Annotated in this window: 19 protein-coding genes; 17 read left to right on the top strand and 2 right to left on the bottom strand. The window is 37.7% G+C overall.

What is annotated here, in order from left to right; all coding sequences use genetic code 11:
- The first annotated feature begins 147 nt into the window (after positions 1-147).
- Both AB3I72_RS01545 and AB3I72_RS01540 read left to right on the top strand, forming a co-directional pair.
- Positions 148-846, top strand: a complete 699-nt coding sequence (locus AB3I72_RS01545) for a hypothetical protein (RefSeq protein ID WP_002357466.1) — start codon at positions 148-150, stop codon at positions 844-846.
- A 104-nt stretch (positions 847-950) separates the two neighbouring features.
- On the top strand, positions 951-1,673 hold the full coding sequence (locus AB3I72_RS01540) for a TraX family protein (protein WP_061101133.1): 723 nt from the start codon (positions 951-953) through the stop codon (positions 1,671-1,673).
- A gap of 58 nt (positions 1,674-1,731) precedes the next feature.
- Here AB3I72_RS01540 and AB3I72_RS01535 read toward each other — a convergent pair whose 3' ends face one another.
- Entirely contained in the window at positions 1,732-2,766 is a 1,035-nt protein-coding gene (locus AB3I72_RS01535) for a YdcF family protein (protein WP_368023449.1), read from the bottom strand.
- Positions 2,767-3,048: 282 nt separating this feature from the next.
- On the opposite strand from AB3I72_RS01535, the gene ptb reads away from it, so the two are divergent.
- The 7 genes from ptb to AB3I72_RS01500 all read left to right on the top strand — a co-directional run bounded on the left by ptb (position 3,049) and on the right by AB3I72_RS01500 (position 10,914).
- Positions 3,049-3,870, top strand: a complete 822-nt coding sequence (ptb, locus tag AB3I72_RS01530) for a branched-chain phosphotransacylase (protein WP_173958446.1) — start codon at positions 3,049-3,051, stop codon at positions 3,868-3,870.
- Between the two features lie 18 nt (positions 3,871-3,888).
- Positions 3,889-4,971, top strand: a complete 1,083-nt coding sequence (buk, locus tag AB3I72_RS01525) for a butyrate kinase (protein WP_061101136.1) — start codon at positions 3,889-3,891, stop codon at positions 4,969-4,971.
- A 5-nt stretch (positions 4,972-4,976) separates the two neighbouring features.
- Positions 4,977-6,386, top strand: a complete 1,410-nt coding sequence (gene lpdA / locus AB3I72_RS01520; protein WP_368023448.1) for a dihydrolipoyl dehydrogenase — start codon at positions 4,977-4,979, stop codon at positions 6,384-6,386.
- A gap of 10 nt (positions 6,387-6,396) precedes the next feature.
- A complete protein-coding gene (locus AB3I72_RS01515) occupies positions 6,397-7,389 on the top strand; it encodes a thiamine pyrophosphate-dependent dehydrogenase E1 component subunit alpha (RefSeq protein ID WP_002374771.1) in 993 nt (330 codons plus the stop codon).
- A gap of 21 nt (positions 7,390-7,410) precedes the next feature.
- Entirely contained in the window at positions 7,411-8,397 is a 987-nt protein-coding gene (locus tag AB3I72_RS01510; RefSeq protein ID WP_368023447.1) for an alpha-ketoacid dehydrogenase subunit beta, read from the top strand.
- A gap of 22 nt (positions 8,398-8,419) precedes the next feature.
- A complete protein-coding gene (locus AB3I72_RS01505; RefSeq protein ID WP_368023446.1) occupies positions 8,420-9,718 on the top strand; it encodes a dihydrolipoamide acetyltransferase family protein in 1,299 nt (432 codons plus the stop codon).
- Positions 9,719-9,861: 143 nt separating this feature from the next.
- Complete coding sequence (locus tag AB3I72_RS01500) at positions 9,862-10,914, top strand: PTS sugar transporter subunit IIC (RefSeq protein WP_002384478.1); 1,053 nt, start codon at positions 9,862-9,864, stop codon at positions 10,912-10,914.
- An 8-nt stretch (positions 10,915-10,922) separates the two neighbouring features.
- On the opposite strand, the gene AB3I72_RS01495 is transcribed toward AB3I72_RS01500, so the two are convergent.
- Positions 10,923-11,813, bottom strand: a complete 891-nt coding sequence (locus AB3I72_RS01495) for a LysR family transcriptional regulator (protein ID WP_002357478.1) — start codon at positions 11,811-11,813, stop codon at positions 10,923-10,925.
- A gap of 176 nt (positions 11,814-11,989) precedes the next feature.
- On the opposite strand from AB3I72_RS01495, the gene AB3I72_RS01490 reads away from it, so the two are divergent.
- The 8 genes from AB3I72_RS01490 (at position 11,990) to xerC (ending at position 21,284) form a co-directional block, all read left to right on the top strand.
- Positions 11,990-12,931: a 2-dehydropantoate 2-reductase gene (locus tag AB3I72_RS01490; protein WP_368023445.1), complete on the top strand. Its 942-nt coding sequence runs from the start codon at positions 11,990-11,992 to the stop codon at positions 12,929-12,931.
- Between the two features lie 275 nt (positions 12,932-13,206).
- Positions 13,207-14,058: a ribosome biogenesis GTPase YlqF gene (gene ylqF, locus AB3I72_RS01485; RefSeq protein ID WP_368023444.1), complete on the top strand. Its 852-nt coding sequence runs from the start codon at positions 13,207-13,209 to the stop codon at positions 14,056-14,058.
- Position 14,059: 1 nt separating this feature from the next.
- On the top strand, positions 14,060-14,827 hold the full coding sequence (locus AB3I72_RS01480) for a ribonuclease HII (protein ID WP_002369352.1): 768 nt from the start codon (positions 14,060-14,062) through the stop codon (positions 14,825-14,827).
- Between the two features lie 60 nt (positions 14,828-14,887).
- Positions 14,888-15,751, top strand: coding sequence for a DNA-processing protein DprA (dprA, locus tag AB3I72_RS01475; RefSeq protein WP_002393384.1), 864 nt, complete (start codon positions 14,888-14,890; stop codon positions 15,749-15,751).
- A gap of 90 nt (positions 15,752-15,841) precedes the next feature.
- On the top strand, positions 15,842-16,495 hold the full coding sequence (locus AB3I72_RS01470) for a CPBP family intramembrane glutamic endopeptidase (protein WP_002381873.1): 654 nt from the start codon (positions 15,842-15,844) through the stop codon (positions 16,493-16,495).
- Positions 16,496-16,679: 184 nt separating this feature from the next.
- Entirely contained in the window at positions 16,680-18,758 is a 2,079-nt protein-coding gene (gene topA / locus AB3I72_RS01465) for a type I DNA topoisomerase (protein ID WP_002357484.1), read from the top strand.
- A 107-nt stretch (positions 18,759-18,865) separates the two neighbouring features.
- Positions 18,866-20,173: an FADH(2)-oxidizing methylenetetrahydrofolate--tRNA-(uracil(54)-C(5))-methyltransferase TrmFO gene (trmFO, locus tag AB3I72_RS01460; RefSeq protein WP_002357486.1), complete on the top strand. Its 1,308-nt coding sequence runs from the start codon at positions 18,866-18,868 to the stop codon at positions 20,171-20,173.
- A gap of 211 nt (positions 20,174-20,384) precedes the next feature.
- Entirely contained in the window at positions 20,385-21,284 is a 900-nt protein-coding gene (gene xerC / locus AB3I72_RS01455; protein ID WP_368023443.1) for a tyrosine recombinase XerC, read from the top strand.
- Positions 21,285-21,292 lie beyond the last annotated feature (8 nt).

Genomic DNA, 21,292 nt, shown 5'->3' with positions numbered 1-21,292 from the left:
TTAACAGCTGAATTTTCACTTTTTGGGCGTAAAACGAGTAATTATTGTCAGTAAAAAAGCGTCACTTTTTTGATAGAATAACTAGAGACGAAATTGGCTAAGACCAATTTTGTAAAATTGTACATAAAAAAGAAGAGTGGGAATGCTATGAAGAAACAATATTACTGGAATATACCCGATAACTTACTAAACTCGTTAAAACAGCGGAAAAAGTTATACAACTTTTATAAAAATGAACAAAATAAGGCAAGAGAATTAGTAGAGAATTGTCAGTCGGTTCTTTTTCCTGAATTAGTCGCTTCGCTGAATAAAATAGATGAGCGGATTAAATTATTGATATTCTATCAAAATTTAGAAGATTGTGAGCTTTCAGAAGAAGAAATTATTACTGTGATTGAGCGAGAATATTTTGTGACTTTTTATGAAACAATTGAAGAACCGACCACTGAAATTATTAGTAGTCATTCTATGTATTATTTATTGCAACAGCCGACTAAAGAAATGCTTTGGGATTTAGACTTTAGTAACATGTTAAAACAAGGTCAGTTAGTTGATTTAATGGATTATCAAAAATTGACCAAATGTTATCAAAAGCTGCAGAATCAAGCTAAAAATTTGATTGAAAAATTAAATAAAGAAACATTTTACACATTCTATAGTCAACTTTTATTGATTGACTGCCAATGCAAATTATTAATAGAAGAGGCGCTTCTGAAAGAAGAATCATTGATGACGGTCGATGAATGCTTAATAGCTATTAAGCAAGAAATTCGAAAAATTCATTTTGAACAATTTAAATACCAACATTATTTATTTGAAGATTTATCTTTGCGGTACCAAGTTTAACGAAAGTGACAAAAAGAATGGTTGAATCTAACAAGAATGTTCGTTGTTTTCTGTTATATAAAAAGATATGATAGTTTCTGTAGAAAAAATAAAGGAGACGATTCATGAACGCAAATCGCTTAAAGTTATTGATGATGGGGTTAATGGTTCTTGACCATATTAGTTATTTTGTTCCGCCAGGATGGGCACTGATTTTTCATGTAATTACTCGTTGTGTCGGTGTGTTTTTTGGTTACATGGCTGTAGAAGGGTTCAACTATACACGGAATGTTTATCGTTACAATGGTCGTTTGTATATTTGGGCAGCAATCATGTTTGTTGGAAATACGCTGCTAAATCATTTAGTGAATAATCCAGCTGTCGCTGTTCACAACAATATTTTCTTCACCTTAGCCCTTGGTGTCAGTATGTTAATTGTGACAAAAGCGATGCTAGAGATGCCAAAAATCAGTTTAAAAATTGTTTTATTGATTAGTATATTAGCAATTTTAGGAATAGGAGCAATGTTTGCTGAAGGTGGCATTGTGATATTACCTTTTATGTTGATTACGTATCTAGCCAGAAAGAGACTTGTCTTACGGAACTGTTTATATGGTGCATTAGCGCTCTTTTTCTTAGTTACAAGTTTTCAATGGTTGGGAGATTGGCCAACGACAATTGAAATGTTAGCTTATAATTCTGATTTTATGTTTATCACTGTGTTACCATTTATATCGCTTTACAATGGTGAGAGAGGGAGCAAAGCACCATTTTTCAAATATTTATTTTACGGATTCTATCCGCTTCATTTATGGCTGATTGCATTGATAGCCAATTACGTTCATTAAACCTTTTTATATTAAAAAAATAAAAACAGCGACTCACAAAAATGTGAGCCGCTGTTTTTTAGATGGGTAAGATACTGATTCCTAAAAGAAGAGTGACAAGTAGAAAAACAAAAAGCACAATTCGCTTATCATGAATCAGTAAGGCAATGTATTCTCGGATTAGAGCAGTTGGTAAAAAATATAAGGCAGTTGGCGCCCCGACACCTTCAGCTTTTAAGCCAACACGATGGGCATACATAGCTCCTCGTAAGACATGATAGTTATTTGTTGAAAAAATAACAGAGGGTTGTTTAGAATCAGACGGCATCTTTTGCCAATCCGCCTGAATGATTGCTTTAGAAAACAACATATTTTCATAAGTGGTTGTGGATTGGTCCTCCATCAAAATTGCTTCCGCAGGAATATTTTGTGAAAGCAAATATTTTTTCATTGCGAAAGCTTCGGCCACAGGTTCGTCAGGACCTTGACCACCGCTGACTACAAATTTAGCGGTGGGATTTTTTTCATAATATTCAATCCCTTTATCTAACCGACTCTTCAAAAGCGGAGGCACTTCCTCGCTACGAATTCCCGAACCTAAAACAATGATATAATCAACCGCTTTTTTTAAAGGAATCATTTGGTACATCCATGAATACAAGACGTAAGCAGCAAATAGAAAGGTCAGCAAAAGATCCATTAACAATAGAAAAAGTAAGAACAGAAAAAGCACATAAGGTATTTGCGCTGTGCCAACTGATAATAAATATAGAAAGGCGGGTAAAGCAATTAATAAATTCAGCCCTAGGCCAGCAGACAATTTAGCCGTGACACTTTTGCCTTCTTTCGTTTGCATCGTACGTGAGTTAAAAATAAAGTAAAGGCAAATGCCGATAAACACAGCGGGAATTAATAGATAACCTATAGCCAAGGTAATTAAGTCGCCATTCTTAAAATGTAAATAAATTTTGTCTAGTCCGATAAATAGTAAGGTGACTAATGATAATAAGGTGCCAGAAGCCAGAGTGATACCGCCGAGGATACTGCGGTTATTAATTTTTAATATACCAAATCCTAGTAGGGCGATAAACAAAAAGAATAGTAGTAGTGCCATTTAATTCCTCCTAAAAATAAGTATCTAAAGTATAACATGCTTTAGGATCGGACATAAATAAACAGCTGTGCCGAAACATAAGTTTTCCTTTCATTCTTAGAAAAGAAGTTTTTTCATGAAAAGTAAATTAGATAACAATTGTTTAGAGAAAGAAAAGCTTGATTTACTAAGCTTTTCCTTCTCTATAAAAAATATTAATAAGGGCATAAAAATTAACAATTTGTATGCGCTTACATACTGAGGTAGATTTAAAGTGTAAAGAAGAAAAAATGAGGTGAGAAAATGATCACTGTTTCAATTGCAGGAGGTTCGCAACCAGAGATTTTACAGCTAGTTAAAAAAGCGCTAAAAGAAGCCGAGCAACCGTTGCAGTTTATTGTATTTGATACAAATGAAAATCTTGATACTGAAAATCTCTGGAAATATGTTCATTGCTCAGATGAGGCCGCGGTAGCACGGGAAGCTGTCAGGCTAGTTGCAACCGGTCAAGCACAAATTTTATTGAAAGGAATTATTCAGACCCACACATTACTGAAAGAAATGTTGAAAAGCGAGCATCAATTAAAAAATAAACCGATTCTTTCCCATGTAGCAATGGTGGAGCTGCCTGCGGGAAAAACCTTCTTGTTAACCGATTGTGCGATGAATATCGCCCCCACTCAAGCGACACTCATTGAAATTGTTGAAAATGCTAAAGAAGTCGCCCAAAAATTGGGACTGCACCACCCGAAAATTGCTTTGTTAAGCGCAGCGGAAAATTTCAATCCTAAAATGCCTTCGTCTGTTTTAGCAAAAGAAGTCACGACACATTTTAATGATCAACAAGAGGCTACGGTTTTTGGGCCACTTTCGCTTGATTTAGCAACCTCTGAAGAAGCGGTTGCGCATAAACGTTACAGCGGTCCTATCATGGGGGATGCAGATATTTTAGTGGTCCCAACTATTGATGTTGGAAATTGTTTATACAAATCATTAACCTTGTTTGGGCACGCCAAGGTGGGAGGAACGATTGTTGGCACAAAAGTCCCAGTCGTTTTAACATCTAGAAGCGATTCGACAGAAAGCAAATTCCATTCATTAAGATTTGCCATGAGACAAGTTTAAAAAAAGGAGCAGAAAACAATGGAAACAGTATTGGTTATTAATCCTGGCTCGACCTCCACGAAGTTAGCGCTTTTTGCTAATCATGATTGCTTGGCGGAAGAAACGCTTAGACATAGCGTCCAAGAATTGGCACCTTTTGAAAATGTTGTCAGTCAAACACCATTTCGAAAACAAATGATCGCGGAATTTTTAGAAACACATAACATCACACAATTAGCCGCTGTCGTAGGGCGTGGTGGTTTGCTTAAGCCTATTCCTGGAGGTACGTATCTTGTCGATCAACAAATGCTAGAAGACTTGCGGACAGAACGCTTTAATACCCATGCTTCAAATTTGGGGGCGATTTTAGCTAATGAGTTTGCAGAAAAATATCACGTGCCAGCCTTTATTGTCGATCCTGTTGTTGTAGATGAGCTACAGCCATTAGCCAGGATTTCTGGATTAAAAGGCATTCAGCGGCGTAGCGTTGGTCACGCCTTAAATCAAAAAGCGGTCGCTCGAAAAATCGCTGAGGATTTAGGGAAAACATATGAGCAAAGTAATTTTATCGTTGTTCATTTAGGTGGGGGAATTAGCTTGGGGGCGCATCAAAAAGGCCGCATGGTGGATGTGGTAAATGGGCTTGATGGTGAAGGTCCTTATACGCCTGAACGCAGTGGCGCCTTACCGCTCGTTGAATTTGCGCAATGGATACTTGAACAGGAGTTGACGATTAGCCAAGTGAAAAAGCTAATTGCGGGTAATAGCGGTCTTAAATCATACCTAGGTGAAACAGATTTACGGCATATCCAAGCACAAATAGCTGCAGGTGATCAAAAAGCAAATTACTATTTAAAAGGAATGTGTTACCAAATCGCAAAAAGTATTGGCGAGATGGCCGTGGTTCTTGAAGGCACAATTGATGCAATTATTTTAACAGGGGGCGCAGCCTATTCGCAAACCGTTGTTCAAGAAATTAGTAAAAAAGTCACTTGGATTGCACCAATTAAGGTTTACCCAGGTGAAATGGAGATGGCTGCTTTATATGAAGGCGTCAATCGAGTATTAACAGGGGAAGAACAAGCTTTAAATTATAGTGAAGCAAAAATTGAGCAGGAGTGATCAAAATGGCGGAACAAACAGATTTACTGATTTTAGGTGGCGGAACAGGAGGCTATGTAGCAGCAATTCGAGCCGCACAAAAAGGGCTAAACGTCACAATTGTTGAAAAATACAAATTAGGTGGCACTTGTTTGCACAAAGGCTGTATCCCTACAAAAGCTTTATTAAGAAGCGCAGAAGTTTTTGATACCTTAAAACAAGCGGCTTCTTTTGGGATTGAAACAGAGGCAGCGTCCATTGATTTTTCTAAAATACAACAACGGAAAGAAGGAATTATTGAGCAGTTACACAAAGGTGTTGAAGGCTTATGCAAAAAAAATAAAATCAAAATTTTAGCAGGCGAAGGTGCGATTTTAGGTCCCTCTATTTTTTCACCAGTCTCTGGCGCAGTGGCAGTTACGTTTAATGATCCAACACGGGAAGAAGAAATTATTGTTCCTAAAAATGTCATTATTGCGACAGGCTCTAGTCCTAAAACGTTACCTAATTTGCCACTGGATGAAGAATTTATCTTATCTTCTGATGGGATGCTTGAATTAGAAGAATTACCAGAATCAATTGCAATTATTGGTGGTGGCGTTATTGGTGTCGAGTGGGCTTCTTTATTAAATAGTTTAGGTGTCAACGTAACTATCATTGAATTTTTGGATCGGTTACTTATAAATGAGAGTGCAACAATTTCTAAAGAATTAAAGAAACGTTTAGAGCAACGAGGAATTAACATTCTATTAGGTAGCAAAGTCCAAGAAGCGAAAGTTACTGGACAAAAGGTTCAAGTAGAAGTTGAAGGACAAGAAACCCTCACCGTTGACAAAGTCATGGTAGCAATTGGACGTCAGCCCAATATCAATAAGTTAGGGTTACAGAATACCTCAGTGAAATATACTGACAAAGGCATTGAAGTAAATGAATTTTATCAAACCACAGAAGGACATATTTATGCGATTGGTGATTGTATCGATACACTTCAACTAGCGCATGTGGCTATGAAAGAAGGAGAGCTAGCTGTTCAGCATCTTTTAGACGAGACAGTTGAACCTTTAAATTATACAAACGTGCCTCGAGGTGTTTATACAAATCCTGAAATAGCAAGTGTCGGCTATACTAGAGAAACTTTACCAGCAGATAAAGAAGTAGTGATTGGTACCTTTAATTTTAACGGTAATGGTAAATCACTTGTTTATGGAGAAACAGATGGCTTTATAGAAGTAATTCGTGACAAGAAGACCGATGATTTATTAGGGGTTTCTATGATTGGGCCGCATGTCACGGATTTAATTGCCGAAGCAAGTACTGCCATGTATTTAGATGCCGCGCCCATTGAAATTGGCGAAGCAATCCATGCGCATCCAACAATGACAGAAGTATTGCAAGAAGCAGCCTTAGATACTTATGGCTTAGCGATTCACAAATAGAGAAAGGTTGATGAAAATGAAAGCGCTTAAAAAATCGGGTTTATCAAAAGAAGAATTGATTCAGGCATATCGTCAAGTACTACGAGGACGTCGTTTAGACGAACGGTTGTGGCAATTAACAAGGATTGGTAAGACCTCTTTCAATATTTCTGGTCAAGGGGCAGAAGTTGCACAAGTAGCGATGGCGATGGCTTTTGATCCTCAAAAAGATTATTTTTTACCGTATTATCGTGATATGACCGCGTGCTTGGTTTGGGGCATGACCTCCAAAGATATTTTAATGGGTTCTTTTGGAAAAGAAGCGGATCCTTCTTCCCATGGTCGTCAAATGCCGAATCATTATGGTTCAAAAGAGCATAATATTGTTTCCTTCTCTTCAACAGTAAGTACACAAATGCCATTAGCGACAGGTGTTGGTTATGCAGCGCAACTTCAAAAAGCTGATTTTGTTGCATTGACCACCACTGGGGAAGGCTCTGCCAATCAAGGAGAAGTCCAAGAAGCTATGAACTTTGCAGGCGTAAAAAAATTACCAGTCATTTTTGTTGTCGAAAATAATGAATATGCGATTTCTGTCCCAATCGAAGAACAGTATGCCAATAAACGAATGGCCGATCGCGCGAAAGCTTATGGCTTTGAAGGTGTGACCGTTGATGGTAGTGATTTTACTGAAGTCTATCTAGCGTTTAAAGAAGCAGTAAAAGCGGCTCGCGGGAAAAAAGGACCAAAATTGATTGAATTAATGGTTTCTCGCTTGACTTCTCATTCCGCTGACGATGATCAATCTGTTTATCGTTCAAAAGAAGAAATTGAAGAAATGAAAAAGAACGATGCAGTGAAGCTTTTTGAAAAACAATTATTAGAAGAGGGCTATTTAACAGACGAAGACATTGCCAAAATTGATGAAGAAATTCGTGCAGAAATCAATCAAGCAACGGATGAAGCAGAAGCAATGCCAGATCCTGTACCGACATCAATTTTAGAAGAAGTGTATGCAAAATAAGAGAAGAGGAGAAGAAATATAATGGCTGAGATGACTTATTTAGAAGCAATTAACTTAGGAATTTCTGAAGAAATGGCTCGTGATGAAAAAGTAGTTATTTTTGGGGAAGATGTCGGCGGGGACAAAGGCGGCGTATTCGGTGTAACAAAGGGCTTGGCTGCTAAATACGGTGACGAGCGTTGTTTTAATACACCGTTAACAGAAGGCTTAATTGGTGGTTTAGCTGTCGGCTTAGGTTTAATGGGTTATCGTGCAATTGGTGAATTTCAATTTGCGGATTACATTTTGCCTGCAACCAATCAATTGTTATCAGAGGCTCGGACAATGCGCTATAGAACAAAAGGCGATTGGACTGCGCCAATCGTTTATCGGACCCCTTATGGCGGCGGTGTTCGTGGTGGGCTGTATCATTCTCAGTCTACAGAAAAAGTTTTTTGTGGACAACCAGGATTAAGAGTGGTGACCCCCTCTAATCCTTATGATGCAAAAGGGATGATTAAAGCAGCAATTCGTTCCGATGATCCAGTCATTTTTTACGAACATAAGCGTTTATATCGTTTACTAAAAGATGAAGTGCCTGCAGATGATTATATCGTACCAATTGACAAAGCCAATGTCGTTAGAACGGGTAGTGATTTAACCGTGATTAGTTACGGCATGACCTTGCAATTAGCTTTAGCTGCGGCGGAAAAACTAGCCGCTGAAGGAATTGATGCCGAAATCGTCGATGTTCGCTCATTATATCCTTTAGATCGCGAAACATTAGTGGCTGCAGCTAAGAAAACGGGGAAGGTTTTACTCGTAACAGAAGACAATAAAGAAGGCAGCGTGATGAGTGAAATTGCAGCAATGATTTCAGAAGATGCTCTCTTTGATTTAGATGCACCGATTCAACGACTTGCAGGACCTGATTGTCCAAGCATGCCTTATTCATTACCTTTAGAAAGAGAATTTTTAATCAATGAAGAGCAAGTATTAGCAGCAATGAAAGAATTAGCAGAATTTTAATTGAAGCAAGGAGGAAAAATAAATGGCCACAAAAGAAATCAAAATGCCTCATCTAGGCGAAAGTGTCACAGAGGCAGCCATTGTCCAATGGTTAGTTAAACCAGGAGATTTAGTGAAACGCTATGATCCTTTAATGGAAGTCGTTTCTGATAAAGTCACCACGGAAGTCCCATCAGATTTTGATGGTGTAGTAAAAGAATTTCTGATTTCTCTAGATACAGATGTGCCCATCGGAACAGCGGTGATGACGTTAGAGACAGAAGAAACAACAGAAGAAACAGAAGTAGCTACTTTAGCACCAGTGAAAGAAGCAAGTGCGGAACAAGCACAAGAACATGAAACGGCTGAAACAACAAGCACTGCGACGTCCCATCAAAAAAATAATGGTCGTTATTCCCCAGCAGTCCTTAAAATTGCCCAAGAAAAAAAGATTGATTTAACACAAGTTACAGGGACAGGTCGTGATGGCCGAATTACTAGAAAAGATGTTACAAACTTTACACCAACACAGGCAAGAACGCCTGAGAAAACAGTGAGTCCAGGAACTAGCCCTTCAATTTCAGAGGAGCCAGTTGCTTCGCAAAATGAAAGCGCCGCAACAGCTAGTCCAACTGAAACAACCACAGATAAAATTGTCTCTGCAGATCCTGTACGTAAAGCGATTGCTAAAAAAATGGTCCAAAGTGTCAACGAAATCCCTCACGCTTGGTTAATGGTGGAAGCGGATGTAACCAACTTAGTCCAACTTAGAAATTCATTAAAAGATGAATTTAAACAACAAGAAGGCCTGTCTCTAAGCTTCTTCCCATTTTTTGCCAAAGCAGTCATTCAAGCGTTAAAGAAAAATCCAAAAATCAATACATCTTGGGATGATGGCTCAATTATTTATCATAAAGATGTTAATTTATCCATAGCTGTAACGACAGACGAGCATCTTTATGTGCCAGTGATTCAACAAGCGGATAACTATTCGATTGCAGGGCTAGCCAAAGAAATCAATCGCTTGGCACAAGAAGTCCGACAAGGAACGCTAGCAAGCAAGGAAATGCAAGGAGGGACCTTTACTCTTAATAATACTGGAACACTAGGTTCCGTCCAATCGATGGGAATTATTAACCATCCACAAGCTGCGATATTACAAGTAGAGTCAATTAATAAACGCCTTGTGCCAACCGCAGATGGAGGCTTTAAAGTGGCAGATATGGTTAACTTATGTCTTTCTATTGATCATCGAATTTTAGATGGACAACAAGCAGGTAAGTTCTTGCGAGATGTTAAAGATAATTTAGCGAAATATAATGCGGATACGGATGTATATTAAAAATCGTTCCTTGCTTTAGTTAAATAAAAAGCGCCTCAAAGAAATAAGCGCTCTTCTTTGAGGCCGCTCTTTATCTAATAGAAAGTTCAATCATTCTCAAACTTGTTCTAAAAAAACAAAAATAATCAATAGGAGTGTTGAAAATGCCCACTGATAAACTGGATGCTCAATTAACCCCAAGAATATTTTTTAACAAAGTGTTAGCTGGAACAGCTTCCGGCACCATTATCGCCTTAATTCCCAATGCTGTATTAGGAGCCATTTTAAAATATTTTGCAGAATACAAGATTATCGAAATGATTATTCATGCGGCGCAAATTTTCCAACTAGCCACCCCTTTAATTATTGGTGGACTGATTGCTTTTCAATTTGGCTTAACGCCACAAAAAATGATGATTGCTGGCGGTGCAGCATTTGCTGGCTCTGGCGTGATTAAATTTAATTCAGAAGTGAAAGGCTTTATTGGTGCAGGCACTGGTGACATCATTAATATTATGATTACCGCTTCTGTTGCAGTCTTACTTTTATTAGTCATCGATAAAAAATTCGGTTCAGTGGAAATCATTGCTTTACCGATCGTTGTTGGAGTAGGTGCAGGCTTGTTTGGCATGTTGATTTACCCATATGTGACACAAATCACGGTCGCCATCGGGAAAGTGATTAACAATTTTACTGATTTCCAGCCAATTATCATGAGTATTTTAATTGCTTGTTCATTTGCTGCACTGATTATTTCACCAATCACTACTGTGGCAATCGGTTTGGCGATTCAGTTGAATGGCTTGTCTGCAGGTGCTGCTGCAATGGGAATTGCAGCCACAACTGTTGTTCTTGTGATTAATTCTTGGAATGTCAACCAATCAGGAGTGACACTGGCTGTCTCTTTGGGCGGTATGAAAATGATGATGCCTAACTTATTTAAATACCCAATTATTTTAATTCCTTGTTTATTTACAGCGACTATTTCAGCAATTCCTGTGGTTCTATTCAACATTTCAGGAACCCCACAATCGGCTGGATTTGGCTTGGTTGGACTCGTGGGGCCACTTGCTTCATTGGATGCGGGCTTAGGGATCTTACCCTTACTCTTTTCTTGGTTTGTTGTTCCAATTGTCGCGGGTTTATTCTCAAAATTCTTATTTGAAAAAGTGTTGAAACTTTATGATAGTAAAGTCGTCTTTGCTTATCAAGGCTAGATTATCCATTAATTTTCTTTAATGATTTGGATAAAATCTCTAACATCTTCTGTCATACTAAAATCGCGGCGCAAAGCAATGCCGATGGGGAAATAGTCAAACTTATCTTTTAAAGGAATCCATTTCAGTCCCTGACTTTTTCCCACTTCATAATATTCAATCGGCAGCAAACAAATCGAATTATTTTTTTGTAAACTATAAAGAAGTACTTGTAAATCATCGTTATGCAAAATGATATTCGGCTCATAACCGAAGCTCCGAGTCCGATCTAGTAGTAGGCGACCAATCATAAAATTATCACTTAACGATGAAAATCGTTGATCTTTCAAATCTTTAAAAGTTAATTTTTCATATTGGGAGAGAGGATTTGATTCTGGTACCACGACATAAACATGGTAGCCTTTGGTAGTCGTTTCTAAAGGTTCAATATGAATAATTTCAGGTAAGGTATTTGGGAAAGAAATTAGTCCCATATCAATTTCTTTATTCGCTAACATCGTTTGTAATTTTGGCGAGCCATCTTGCTGTAATATTAAATTCACATGTGGATGGGTTGTTAAAAATCGTGAAATTTCTTTCATAAATTGTACAGCAAATAAAGTAGTTAAGCCTAAACGCAATTGCTTTTTAACTGGTTTCTGGTTCATTTCACGAATATCTGTTACCAATTGATCGAATTGAAAAACAACTTCTTGGCCATGTTCATATAAATAAACACCAGTATCGGTCAATTGAAACGGTTGATCAGAATGATCAAACAACGCTGTGCCTAACTCAGATTCCATTTTTTTCAATGCTAAAGAAAGTGTTGGTTGGGTGACAAATAAATTGCGAGCGGCCGCCGATAAACTGCGGGTATTAACAATTTCAATGAAGTACTTTAAAAGCTGAATATTCATCAGAAACTCCCTTTCTTTTTAAAAGCGCTTACACAAATGTGTTTGGATAAAAAATAACAAATAGATCACTTATAATATAACATATGTTTTGCCTTTTTATTGCTATAAAAGTAAGAGATAGAGATTTTCTTAGCAGATTTTTACCTAAAAATAAAAAATTGAACGGAGGAAAAGAAATGAAGATTATTATCGCAGGGGCTGGCGCTATGGGCAGTCGCTTTGGACTAATGTTACATCAAGCAGGAAATGACGTTATTTTTGTTGATGGTTGGCCAGAACATATTGAAGCAATAAGAAAAAACGGGTTAGTTGCTGATTTTAATGGCGAAGTGGTGACCGCTAAAATTCCTATCTATCCTCAGACAGAAGTAGCAAGCATCGATTTTACAGCAGACTTAGTTATCCTATTTACAAAAGCAATGCAACTGGAAGGAATGCTTGAAGCATTAGAACATTTCCTTAATAAAAATACGAAAGTTTTATGCTTGTTAAATGGAATTGGGCACGAAGATATTATCAAAAAATACGTGCCTTACGAAAATATTTTATTAGGAAACACAATGTGGACCGCTGGGTTAGAAGGACCGGGCAAAGTAAAATTATTTGGTAATGGTTCGATTGATTTACAAAATTTAGGGGCGCAAAGTGAACAAGCGGCAGAAGCAGTCATTAAGGTATTAAATAACGCTGGCTTAAATGCACGTTATTCTGAGAATATTTTATCATCCATTTATAAGAAGGCTTGCGTAAATGGAACAATGAATGGTTTATGTACTTTGTTGGATTGTAATATGGCAGACTTTGGCGAAACAGAGCAAGCAGATCTAATTGTTCAACAAATAGTTAATGAATTTTTAGCAGTCGCTGAAGTGGAACAAGTTACGTTAGATAAACAAGCAGTTCTTCAACAAATCCGCTCGTGTTATAATCGAGAAACAATTGGTTTGCACCATCCATCGATGTATCAGGACTTAATAACCAATCATCGTTTAACCGAAATTGATTATATCAATGGAGCAATTGTTCGCAAAGGGAAAGCTTATGGGATTGCTACACCGTACTGTCAGTTTTTAACAGAGTTAATTCATTGTAAAGAAAATTTACTTCATGCTAAATAACAAGTAAAAACAGAAATACTCTTGAGTCGGTCTTGAGAAGAGCTTGACCTACTTCTTTCTATACTTTGCCAGTGTACAAGGCTGAGACAAAATCCAAAGTGAGTTTGTTTCAGCTTTTTTGTTTTTTAAAGAACACTGCAGAAAATAAATCAAATCCGTGAAAAATATGTTAAACTAGAGAAGGTGTTTTTTCGCAAGAATCTACGCGGGACACAGGACTCGTTGAAGAATTGAATCAAAGAAACAATGTGTTAAAGAAGGGATTTGAACAGATTATGACCATTCAATGGTTTCCCGGCCATATGGCCAAAGCAAGAAGAGAAGTTTCTGAAAAAATCAAATATGTCGATATTGTATTTGAACTAGTTGATGCGCGGTTACCGCTTTCTTCCCGTAACCCAATGATGGACCAAATTGTCCAACAAAAACCACGATTAGTCCTTTTAAATAAAGGGGACTTAGCAGATAACGACCAAAATAAAAAATGGCAACATTACTTTCAAAAGAAAGGGTACCAAACCCTAGTCATCAATGCCCAACAAAATAAAGGAATCAATAAAATTGTGCCAGCAGCCAAGGAAGCGTTAAAAGAGAAATTGGCTCGTGAACAGGCGAAAGGCTTGAAACCGCGTGCAATTCGCGCAATGTGTATTGGGATCCCCAATGTTGGTAAGTCAACCTTAATGAACCGTTTAGTCGGAAAAAAAATTGCGCAAACTGGGAACAAGCCAGGCGTGACAAAAGGACAACAATGGTTACGCTCTGGTTCCCAATTGGAATTACTGGATACACCAGGAATTCTCTGGCCAAAATTTGAAGATGAAGAAATTGGGAAAAAATTAGCTTTAACTGGCGCTATAAAAGATCAATTATTGCATTTAGATGATTTGGCGATTTATGGATTAGAATTTTTTGCACTTTTTTATCCGCAACGTTTGACAGAACGATATGGCTTAACAGAGGAAGAGCTATTTTTACCTGCCCCAGAACAGTTGATGTTAATTAGCCAAAAACGTGGTTTTAGAGATGATTATAATCGAGCCAGCGAAATGATTATTTTAGAAATTCGCAGTGGAAAATTAGGCACGTATACTTTGGACCGCTGGGAAGAACTAGGAGACGAATAACATGGCAAAAGAGTCGATTCAAGCAATCAAAGAAGCGTTGTTAACTGTCACTGATGCAACCGATGAACGATTAGCAAGCTGGCGAGAAGATGAACGTTCAGGAGTGCAACAAGCTATCAAACAGTGGGAACGTCGCCAGTTAGCCAAAGAAAAAGAGTGGCAACTTTTTAAAGAAATGAGTCAATTTGAGGAAGCGGCCTATAAAAAAGGCCATCGTTTAATTGCGGGAATTGATGAAGTAGGCCGCGGACCATTAGCTGGTCCTGTTGTGACAGCTGCAGTTATTTTACCGAAGGATTGTCAATTATTAGGCTTAAATGATTCAAAAAAGCTATCTGCTAAAAAACGGGAAACGCTATATAACCAGATTCAAGAACAGGCTGTCGCTATCGGGTTAGGTATCGCTGATCAAGGAGTCATTGATCAGATTAACATTTATCAAGCAACTAAACAAGCGATGAAAATGGCAATTGACGATTTAGCTTTTACACCAGATTATTTATTAATTGATGCAATGCAGTTAGACGTTCCCCAACCACAAGAAAGTTTGATTAAAGGGGATGCACGGTCCATTTCAATTGCAGCAGCCAGTATTATTGCAAAAGTAACAAGAGATCGATTAATGGAAGAATATGATGAATTATATCCTGGATACGGATTTAAAAACAATGCAGGCTATGGAACAAAAGAACATCTTCTCGGGTTAGAAAAATACGGTGTAACACCCATTCATCGACGTACTTTTGCGCCAATAAAAGATATGATTTAAAAATAAAACACTTTTTTTACGTATTCTTATTTTAAGAAGATGTGAAAGAGGTGTTTTTTGTTGGAAATTTTACAACGACAATTATTATTCAAGTTAGCGGTATGCCAAGGAATTGGCAATTTAGGTATCTTAAAAGTATTACAAGAAGCTATCGCACAAAAGCGTGTTGATTTTTCCAGTACAGAAATTATTAGAATTGCTGAAATCAAGAAATATCGTGAATTATTTGAACAATCTTGGTTACACCATACGATTCATAGTGAAGCGTTATATATACGACAATGCCAACACCAATTTATGACAATTTTAGATGCCGTCTATCCTAAATTATTACGAGAAATTTATAATCCACCAGCAATTCTTTTTTATAGAGGAAATTTACAATTGTTAAGCAGAAGGAAAATTGGCATCGTCGGCGCTCGCTATGCCACTTCGTATGGGTTAAGAGTGACTGAAGCTCTGGTTCCTAAAATAGTCAAAGAAGGGTTCACAATCGTCAGCGGTCTTGCCAAAGGTATCGATAGTCGTAGCCATGAGATGGCCATCCAGAGCGGGGGTCAGACAATTGGAATTTTAGGCACTGGATTAGATGTATATTATCCGTATGAAAAGAAAGAATTACAGCAAACTATGAAGCAGAATCAGCTTGTTTTAACAGAATATGTGAATGGAAGTGGGCCGAAAAAATATCATTTTCCTGCACGTAATCGCATTATTGCTGGATTATCTTTAGGGGTCTGCGTGATGGAAGCACGTAAGAATAGTGGATCTTTAATTACTGCACAAGCGGCGATGGATTACGGGCGCGAGGTATTTGCCGTACCGGGAAGTATTTTCCAGTCTTTTTCAACAGGCTGCCATGAATTAATTCAGGACGGCGCTAAATGTGTTCAGACAATTGATGATATTTGTGAAGAATTGTGACTTTTACTAATTGTGAATTGACAACCTACGTTCACTTCGGTACTATTTAATCAGATTTTAATCTTTTGGTTGGCAGTTAGGAGTGTCTAAATGGAAACGGTTGTTAGGAAAAGATGGTTGTTTGGTATGCAGCTACTGGGCTTTTTGGTTTTGGATCAAATTCCTTTGATGATGGTCTCAGTTGTTCAAGTTTCTACAGAAAACTTTTGGTTTCGCTTTGTTAGTGGATTAGTGGCTGTTGGACTTGGTGCCTATTTCGTCTATCTATTTGTTGTTTTTTTGAAAAAGAAAAAGCTCATAACTTGGACTTTTTTAGGAATCAAAGAAACCTTGCCAGTGGTCTTGTTAGGTTTGGTGATAATCTTTTGTGTGGGAATACTTGGTGATTTCTTATTACGTCTGGAAGGACTAGAGACGACCTCTAACCAACAAAGTGTTGAAGAAATTGTTCAAGCCATTCCTAAAGGGCTTATACTTATTTTTGCAGGTGTGATTGGACCAATTTTTGAAGAGGGAATTTTTCGTGTCGGGATTCAAGCGTTTTTCAAGCCAGCTTCAAAAATAGGAATACTCGTTTCTTCTATTTTATTTGCACTTGTACACACACCCACAGATATAGGTAGTTTTGTTATTTATTGGGGCATGGGTTTAGCTTTAAGTTGGGTCTATCTACGCACGGGTCGCTTTGAAGCTGCTGTCTTGACTCATTTTATTTGGAATGTTTTGGGTATTTTAATGCTTTAGGATAAAATCTATAAATCATAGGCATTTTTTATTTATAAATTCGGACAGTCAAACAGAAATGATAGAAATGTTAGAAAGCCTAGTCTTGACAAACCTATTCTATATAGCATATGATGTATTACGATTTGTGCGTTTTTTACATATATTATATAGTAGGAAAGCGAACGCGAAAGGAGCTAATTGAATGGCCTATAAGTATCTCGTGATTGTAGAATCACCTGCCAAAGCCAAAACAATTGAAAAATATCTAGGAAGAAACTACAAGGTGGTTGCCAGTGTTGGTCACATTCGCGATTTACCAAAAAGTAAAATGGGGATTGATATTGAAAATAATTATGAACCTCATTATATTTCGATTCGCGGAAAAGGCGATGTCATCAAAAGTTTAAAAGCTGCTGCAAAAAAAGCGGAAAAAGTCTATCTCGCAGCCGATCCGGACCGAGAAGGTGAAGCAATTGCTTGGCATTTAGCTTATCTTCTTGGCCTTGATTTAAAAGATAAAAACCGCGTGGTATTCAACGAGATCACTAAAGAAGCGGTAAAAGCGGCATTTAAAGAACCTAGAACCATCAACGTTGATTTAGTTGATGCACAACAAGCACGGCGCATTTTAGACCGTTTAGTTGGATACTCGATTAGTCCTATTTTATGGCGTAAAGTCAAAAAAGGCTTGAGTGCTGGTCGTGTGCAATCTGTTGCTTTAAAAATGATTATTGATCGAGAAAATGAAATTCGAGAATTTAAACCTGAAGAATATTGGAGCATTGATGGGAATTTTCAAAAAGGTCGCAAGAAATTCAAAGCAAATTTCTGGGGCGTAGATGGTAAAAAGAAAAAATTACCAAATGCAGAAGCGGTGAAAGAAATCACTTCTCGGATTGACGGTAAAGATTACGATGTTACAAAAGTTGAGAAAAAAGAACGGAAACGTAATCCTGCATTACCTTTTACAACCAGTAGTTTACAACAAGAAGCGGCACGTAAATTAAATTTCCGTACCCGTAAAACCATGATGGTTGCGCAACAATTGTATGAGGGAATTGCTTTAGGGAAACAAGGCACTGTGGGGCTGATTACCTACATGCGTACAGACTCAACCAGAATTGCCGATTCCGCCAAAGCAGAAGCTGCTGAATTCATTGAAAAGACCTACGGAGATGAGTTCTCAGCACATGGCGGCCGCAAAGCAAAAAATACGCAAGGTGCACAAGATGCCCATGAAGCGGTTCGTCCGTCAAGCGTTTTAAGAACACCCGATGAAATGAAGAAGTATTTAGATAAAGATCAATTAAAATTATATACTCTTATTTGGTCGCGCTTTGTTGCTAGTCAAATGACACCAGCGATTTTAGATACCATGAAGGTCACGCTTCAACAAAACGGCGTAACGTTTATTGCCAATGGCTCCAAAGTGAAATTTAAAGGGTTTATGCAAGTATATGTTGAAGGACGCGATGATGGTAAAGAAGACAAGGAAAATATTTTACCTGAATTAGTGGAAGGTGACGTTGTTAAATCGGTCGATATCGAACCGAAACAACACTTTACTCAACCACCGGCTCGTTTTAGTGAAGCCACGTTAATCCGGACTTTAGAAGAAAATGGTGTGGGCCGACCATCAACGTATGCGCCAACATTAGAAACCATTCAACGGCGTTATTACGTGAAGTTAACCAATAAACGGTTTGAACCAACGGAATTAGGTGAAATTGTGAATTCTCTAGTTTCAGAGTTTTTCCCACAAATTGTCGATACACATTTTACAGCGACAATGGAAACGGACTTAGATAAAGTCGGTGAAGGTCAAGAAAAATGGGTTGAAGTTGTCGATCGTTTCTACAAGCCCTTCGAAAAAGAATTAACAAATGCCGAAGAAAAGATTGAAAAAATCCAAATTAAAGATGAACCAGCAGGTTTTGACTGCGAACTATGTGGACATCCAATGGTGATTAAACTGGGTCGCTACGGGAAATTTTATGCATGTAGTAATTTCCCAGATTGTCGGAATACAAAAGCGATTGTCAAAGAAATTGGCGTGACGTGTCCTGTGTGTCACGAAGGACAAGTTATTGAACGGAAATCAAAGAAAAATCGGATTTTCTATGGCTGTAGTCGGTACCCAGAGTGTGACTTCACTTCTTGGGACAAACCAGTAGGCCGACCATGTCCAAAATGTGGGCAATATTTAGTAGAGAAAAAAGTTAAAGGCGGCAAACAAGTCGTTTGTATCAATGGCGATTATGAAGAAAACGTCCAAAAATAAGAAAAATTGAGACCGAAGAATTTACTTCGGTCTTCTCTTTTAGTAAAATGAATTGAGTTTGTAAGAGACAGCTCTTAACTTCTTGACATAGAAAGGAATTTTTATACATGACAAAAAAAGTCACAATTATTGGTGCCGGTTTAGCCGGAAGTGAAGCGGCATGGCAAGTGGCCAATGCTGGCGTACCAGTTGATTTATATGAAATGCGCCCTGTCAAAAAGACACCAGCGCATCAAACAGAAAATTTTGCAGAGTTAGTTTGTTCTAATTCATTACGTGGAAATAGTTTAACCAATGCGGTAGGTGTTTTGAAAGAAGAAATGCGCCGTTTAAATTCAATCATTATTGGTAGTGCAGATCAAACCGCTGTACCAGCTGGCGGCGCCTTAGCAGTTGACCGTGATTCTTTTTCTGAAACAATCACTGAAAAAATTAAAAGTCATCCATTAATTACAATCAAAAATGAAGAGATCACCGATATTCCGGAAGGGATTGTAATTATTGCAACGGGTCCCTTAACCTCTGAAAGCTTATCTCAAAAAATTCAAGAATTTAATGGTTCTGAAGGCTTTTATTTTTACGATGCAGCAGCACCAATTATTGATAAATCAACAATTGACATGGATAAAGTTTATTTAAAATCTCGTTATAACAAGGGCGAAGCGGCTTACTTAAACTGTCCGATGACTGAAGAAGAATTCAATGCTTTTCATGAAGCACTAGTCAATGCAGAAGTGGTTCCTTTACGCACGTTTGAAAAAGAGAAGTTTTTCGAAGGCTGTATGCCCATTGAAGTAATGGCGCAACGTGGCATTAAAACCATGTTGTTTGGCCCAATGAAACCTGTCGGACTAGAAGACCCTAAAACAGGTAAACGCCCTTATGCTGTAATTCAATTACGTCAAGACAATGCTGCAGCTTCTTTATACAATATTGTTGGTTTCCAAACGCATTTAAAATGGGGCGAACAAAAACGAGTATTCCGTATGATTCCGGGATTAGAAAATGCTGAATTTGTTCGCTATGGCGTCATGCATCGTAATAGTTTTATGAATTCTCCAGAGTTGCTAAAACCAACCTACCAATCAAAAAAACGTGACGATCTGTTTTTTGCTGGACAAATGACTGGTGTTGAAGGATATGTTGAAAGCGCGGCAAGTGGTTTACTTGCAGGTATTAACGCAGCTCGTCTTGCCAAAGGGGAAGAGCCGATTGAATTCCCTCGCGAAACGACTTTAGGAAGTATGGCTTATTATATTACACATGCAGAAGGCAAACATTTCCAACCAATGAATGCAAACTTTGGGCTTTTCCCAGAGTTACCTGAACGAATTCGTGACAAAAAAGAACGCTATGAAGCAATTGCTAATCGGGCCTTAGATGTCCAAGCTCAAGTTATCCAATCTTTAGACTAAATTAGAAAAAATATGAGAAAAGACTGAGCATCATTGCTAAGAAATGCGATGATACTCAGTCTTTTAATTTTTAGAAAAAAATAACAAAAGCTAAAGAATAGTTAAAATTGTGAACATATTTAGAAATATTGATTAAATTCTGACAACTTAATTGTCTTTTGAAAAAGGTTATGCTAAAGTTACTTTGTAATCGAATGAGGAGGGCTATCACATGGAAGAAAAGAATTGGCCTGAGTTATTTGCTCGTTATCTTATTGTCGAAAGAGGCTATTCAGAAAAAACAAAAAAAGCATATCAAGAAGATATACAACATTTTTTTTCGTTTTTAAAGACTTCAGGTAATGACAATTATTTGACTGTAGAACATTTGGATGTTCGGGCTTATTTGAGCGAATTATACGATCAGGAATATAGCCGCAATTCGATTAGTCGAAAAATTGCTAGTTTGCGTTCTTTTTATCAATTCTTATTAAAAAATGAAGCAATCCAAGAAAATCCTTTTTCCTATGTTCATATGAAAAAGAAACAGTTACGATTACCCCGTTTTTTTTATGAAAAAGAAATGGATGCATTATTTGAGAGCGCACAAGGGGAGCAACCGCTTGATTTGAGAAATCAAGCGTTGCTAGAAGTTCTGTATGGAACTGGCATTCGGGTCAGTGAATGTGCGAACTTATCGGTGGACGCAGTTGACTTTCAAACTTCTGTTTTATTGGTTCACGGAAAAGGAAATAAAGACCGCTATGTGCCTTTTGGTTCATTTGCACAAGACGCCTTAAAGGATTACTTAGAGAATGGCCGCGCGCTATTAATGGCAAAATATCAAAAAAAACATCCGTATGTCTTTGTTAATCATCATGGTGAACAAATCACGCCAACAGGGATTGAATATGTCTTAAACCAACTAATTAAAAAAAGTTCATTAAATGCGGAAATTCATCCCCACATGTTACGCCATACATTTGCGACACATTTATTAAATAATGGCGCCGATATGCGGACAGTTCAAGAATTATTAGGACATGCTAATTTATCAACAACTCAGATATATGCGCATGTGACAAAAGAAAGTTTACAAAAAAATTATCGAACGTTTCATCCTCGTGCATAATGGAGGTA

The sequence above is a fragment of the Enterococcus sp. GC34 genome, assembly GCF_040886645.1.
Lineage (GTDB): Bacteria > Bacillota > Bacilli > Lactobacillales > Enterococcaceae > Enterococcus > Enterococcus faecalis.
This window is presented reverse-complemented; position numbering and strand designations above follow the sequence as displayed.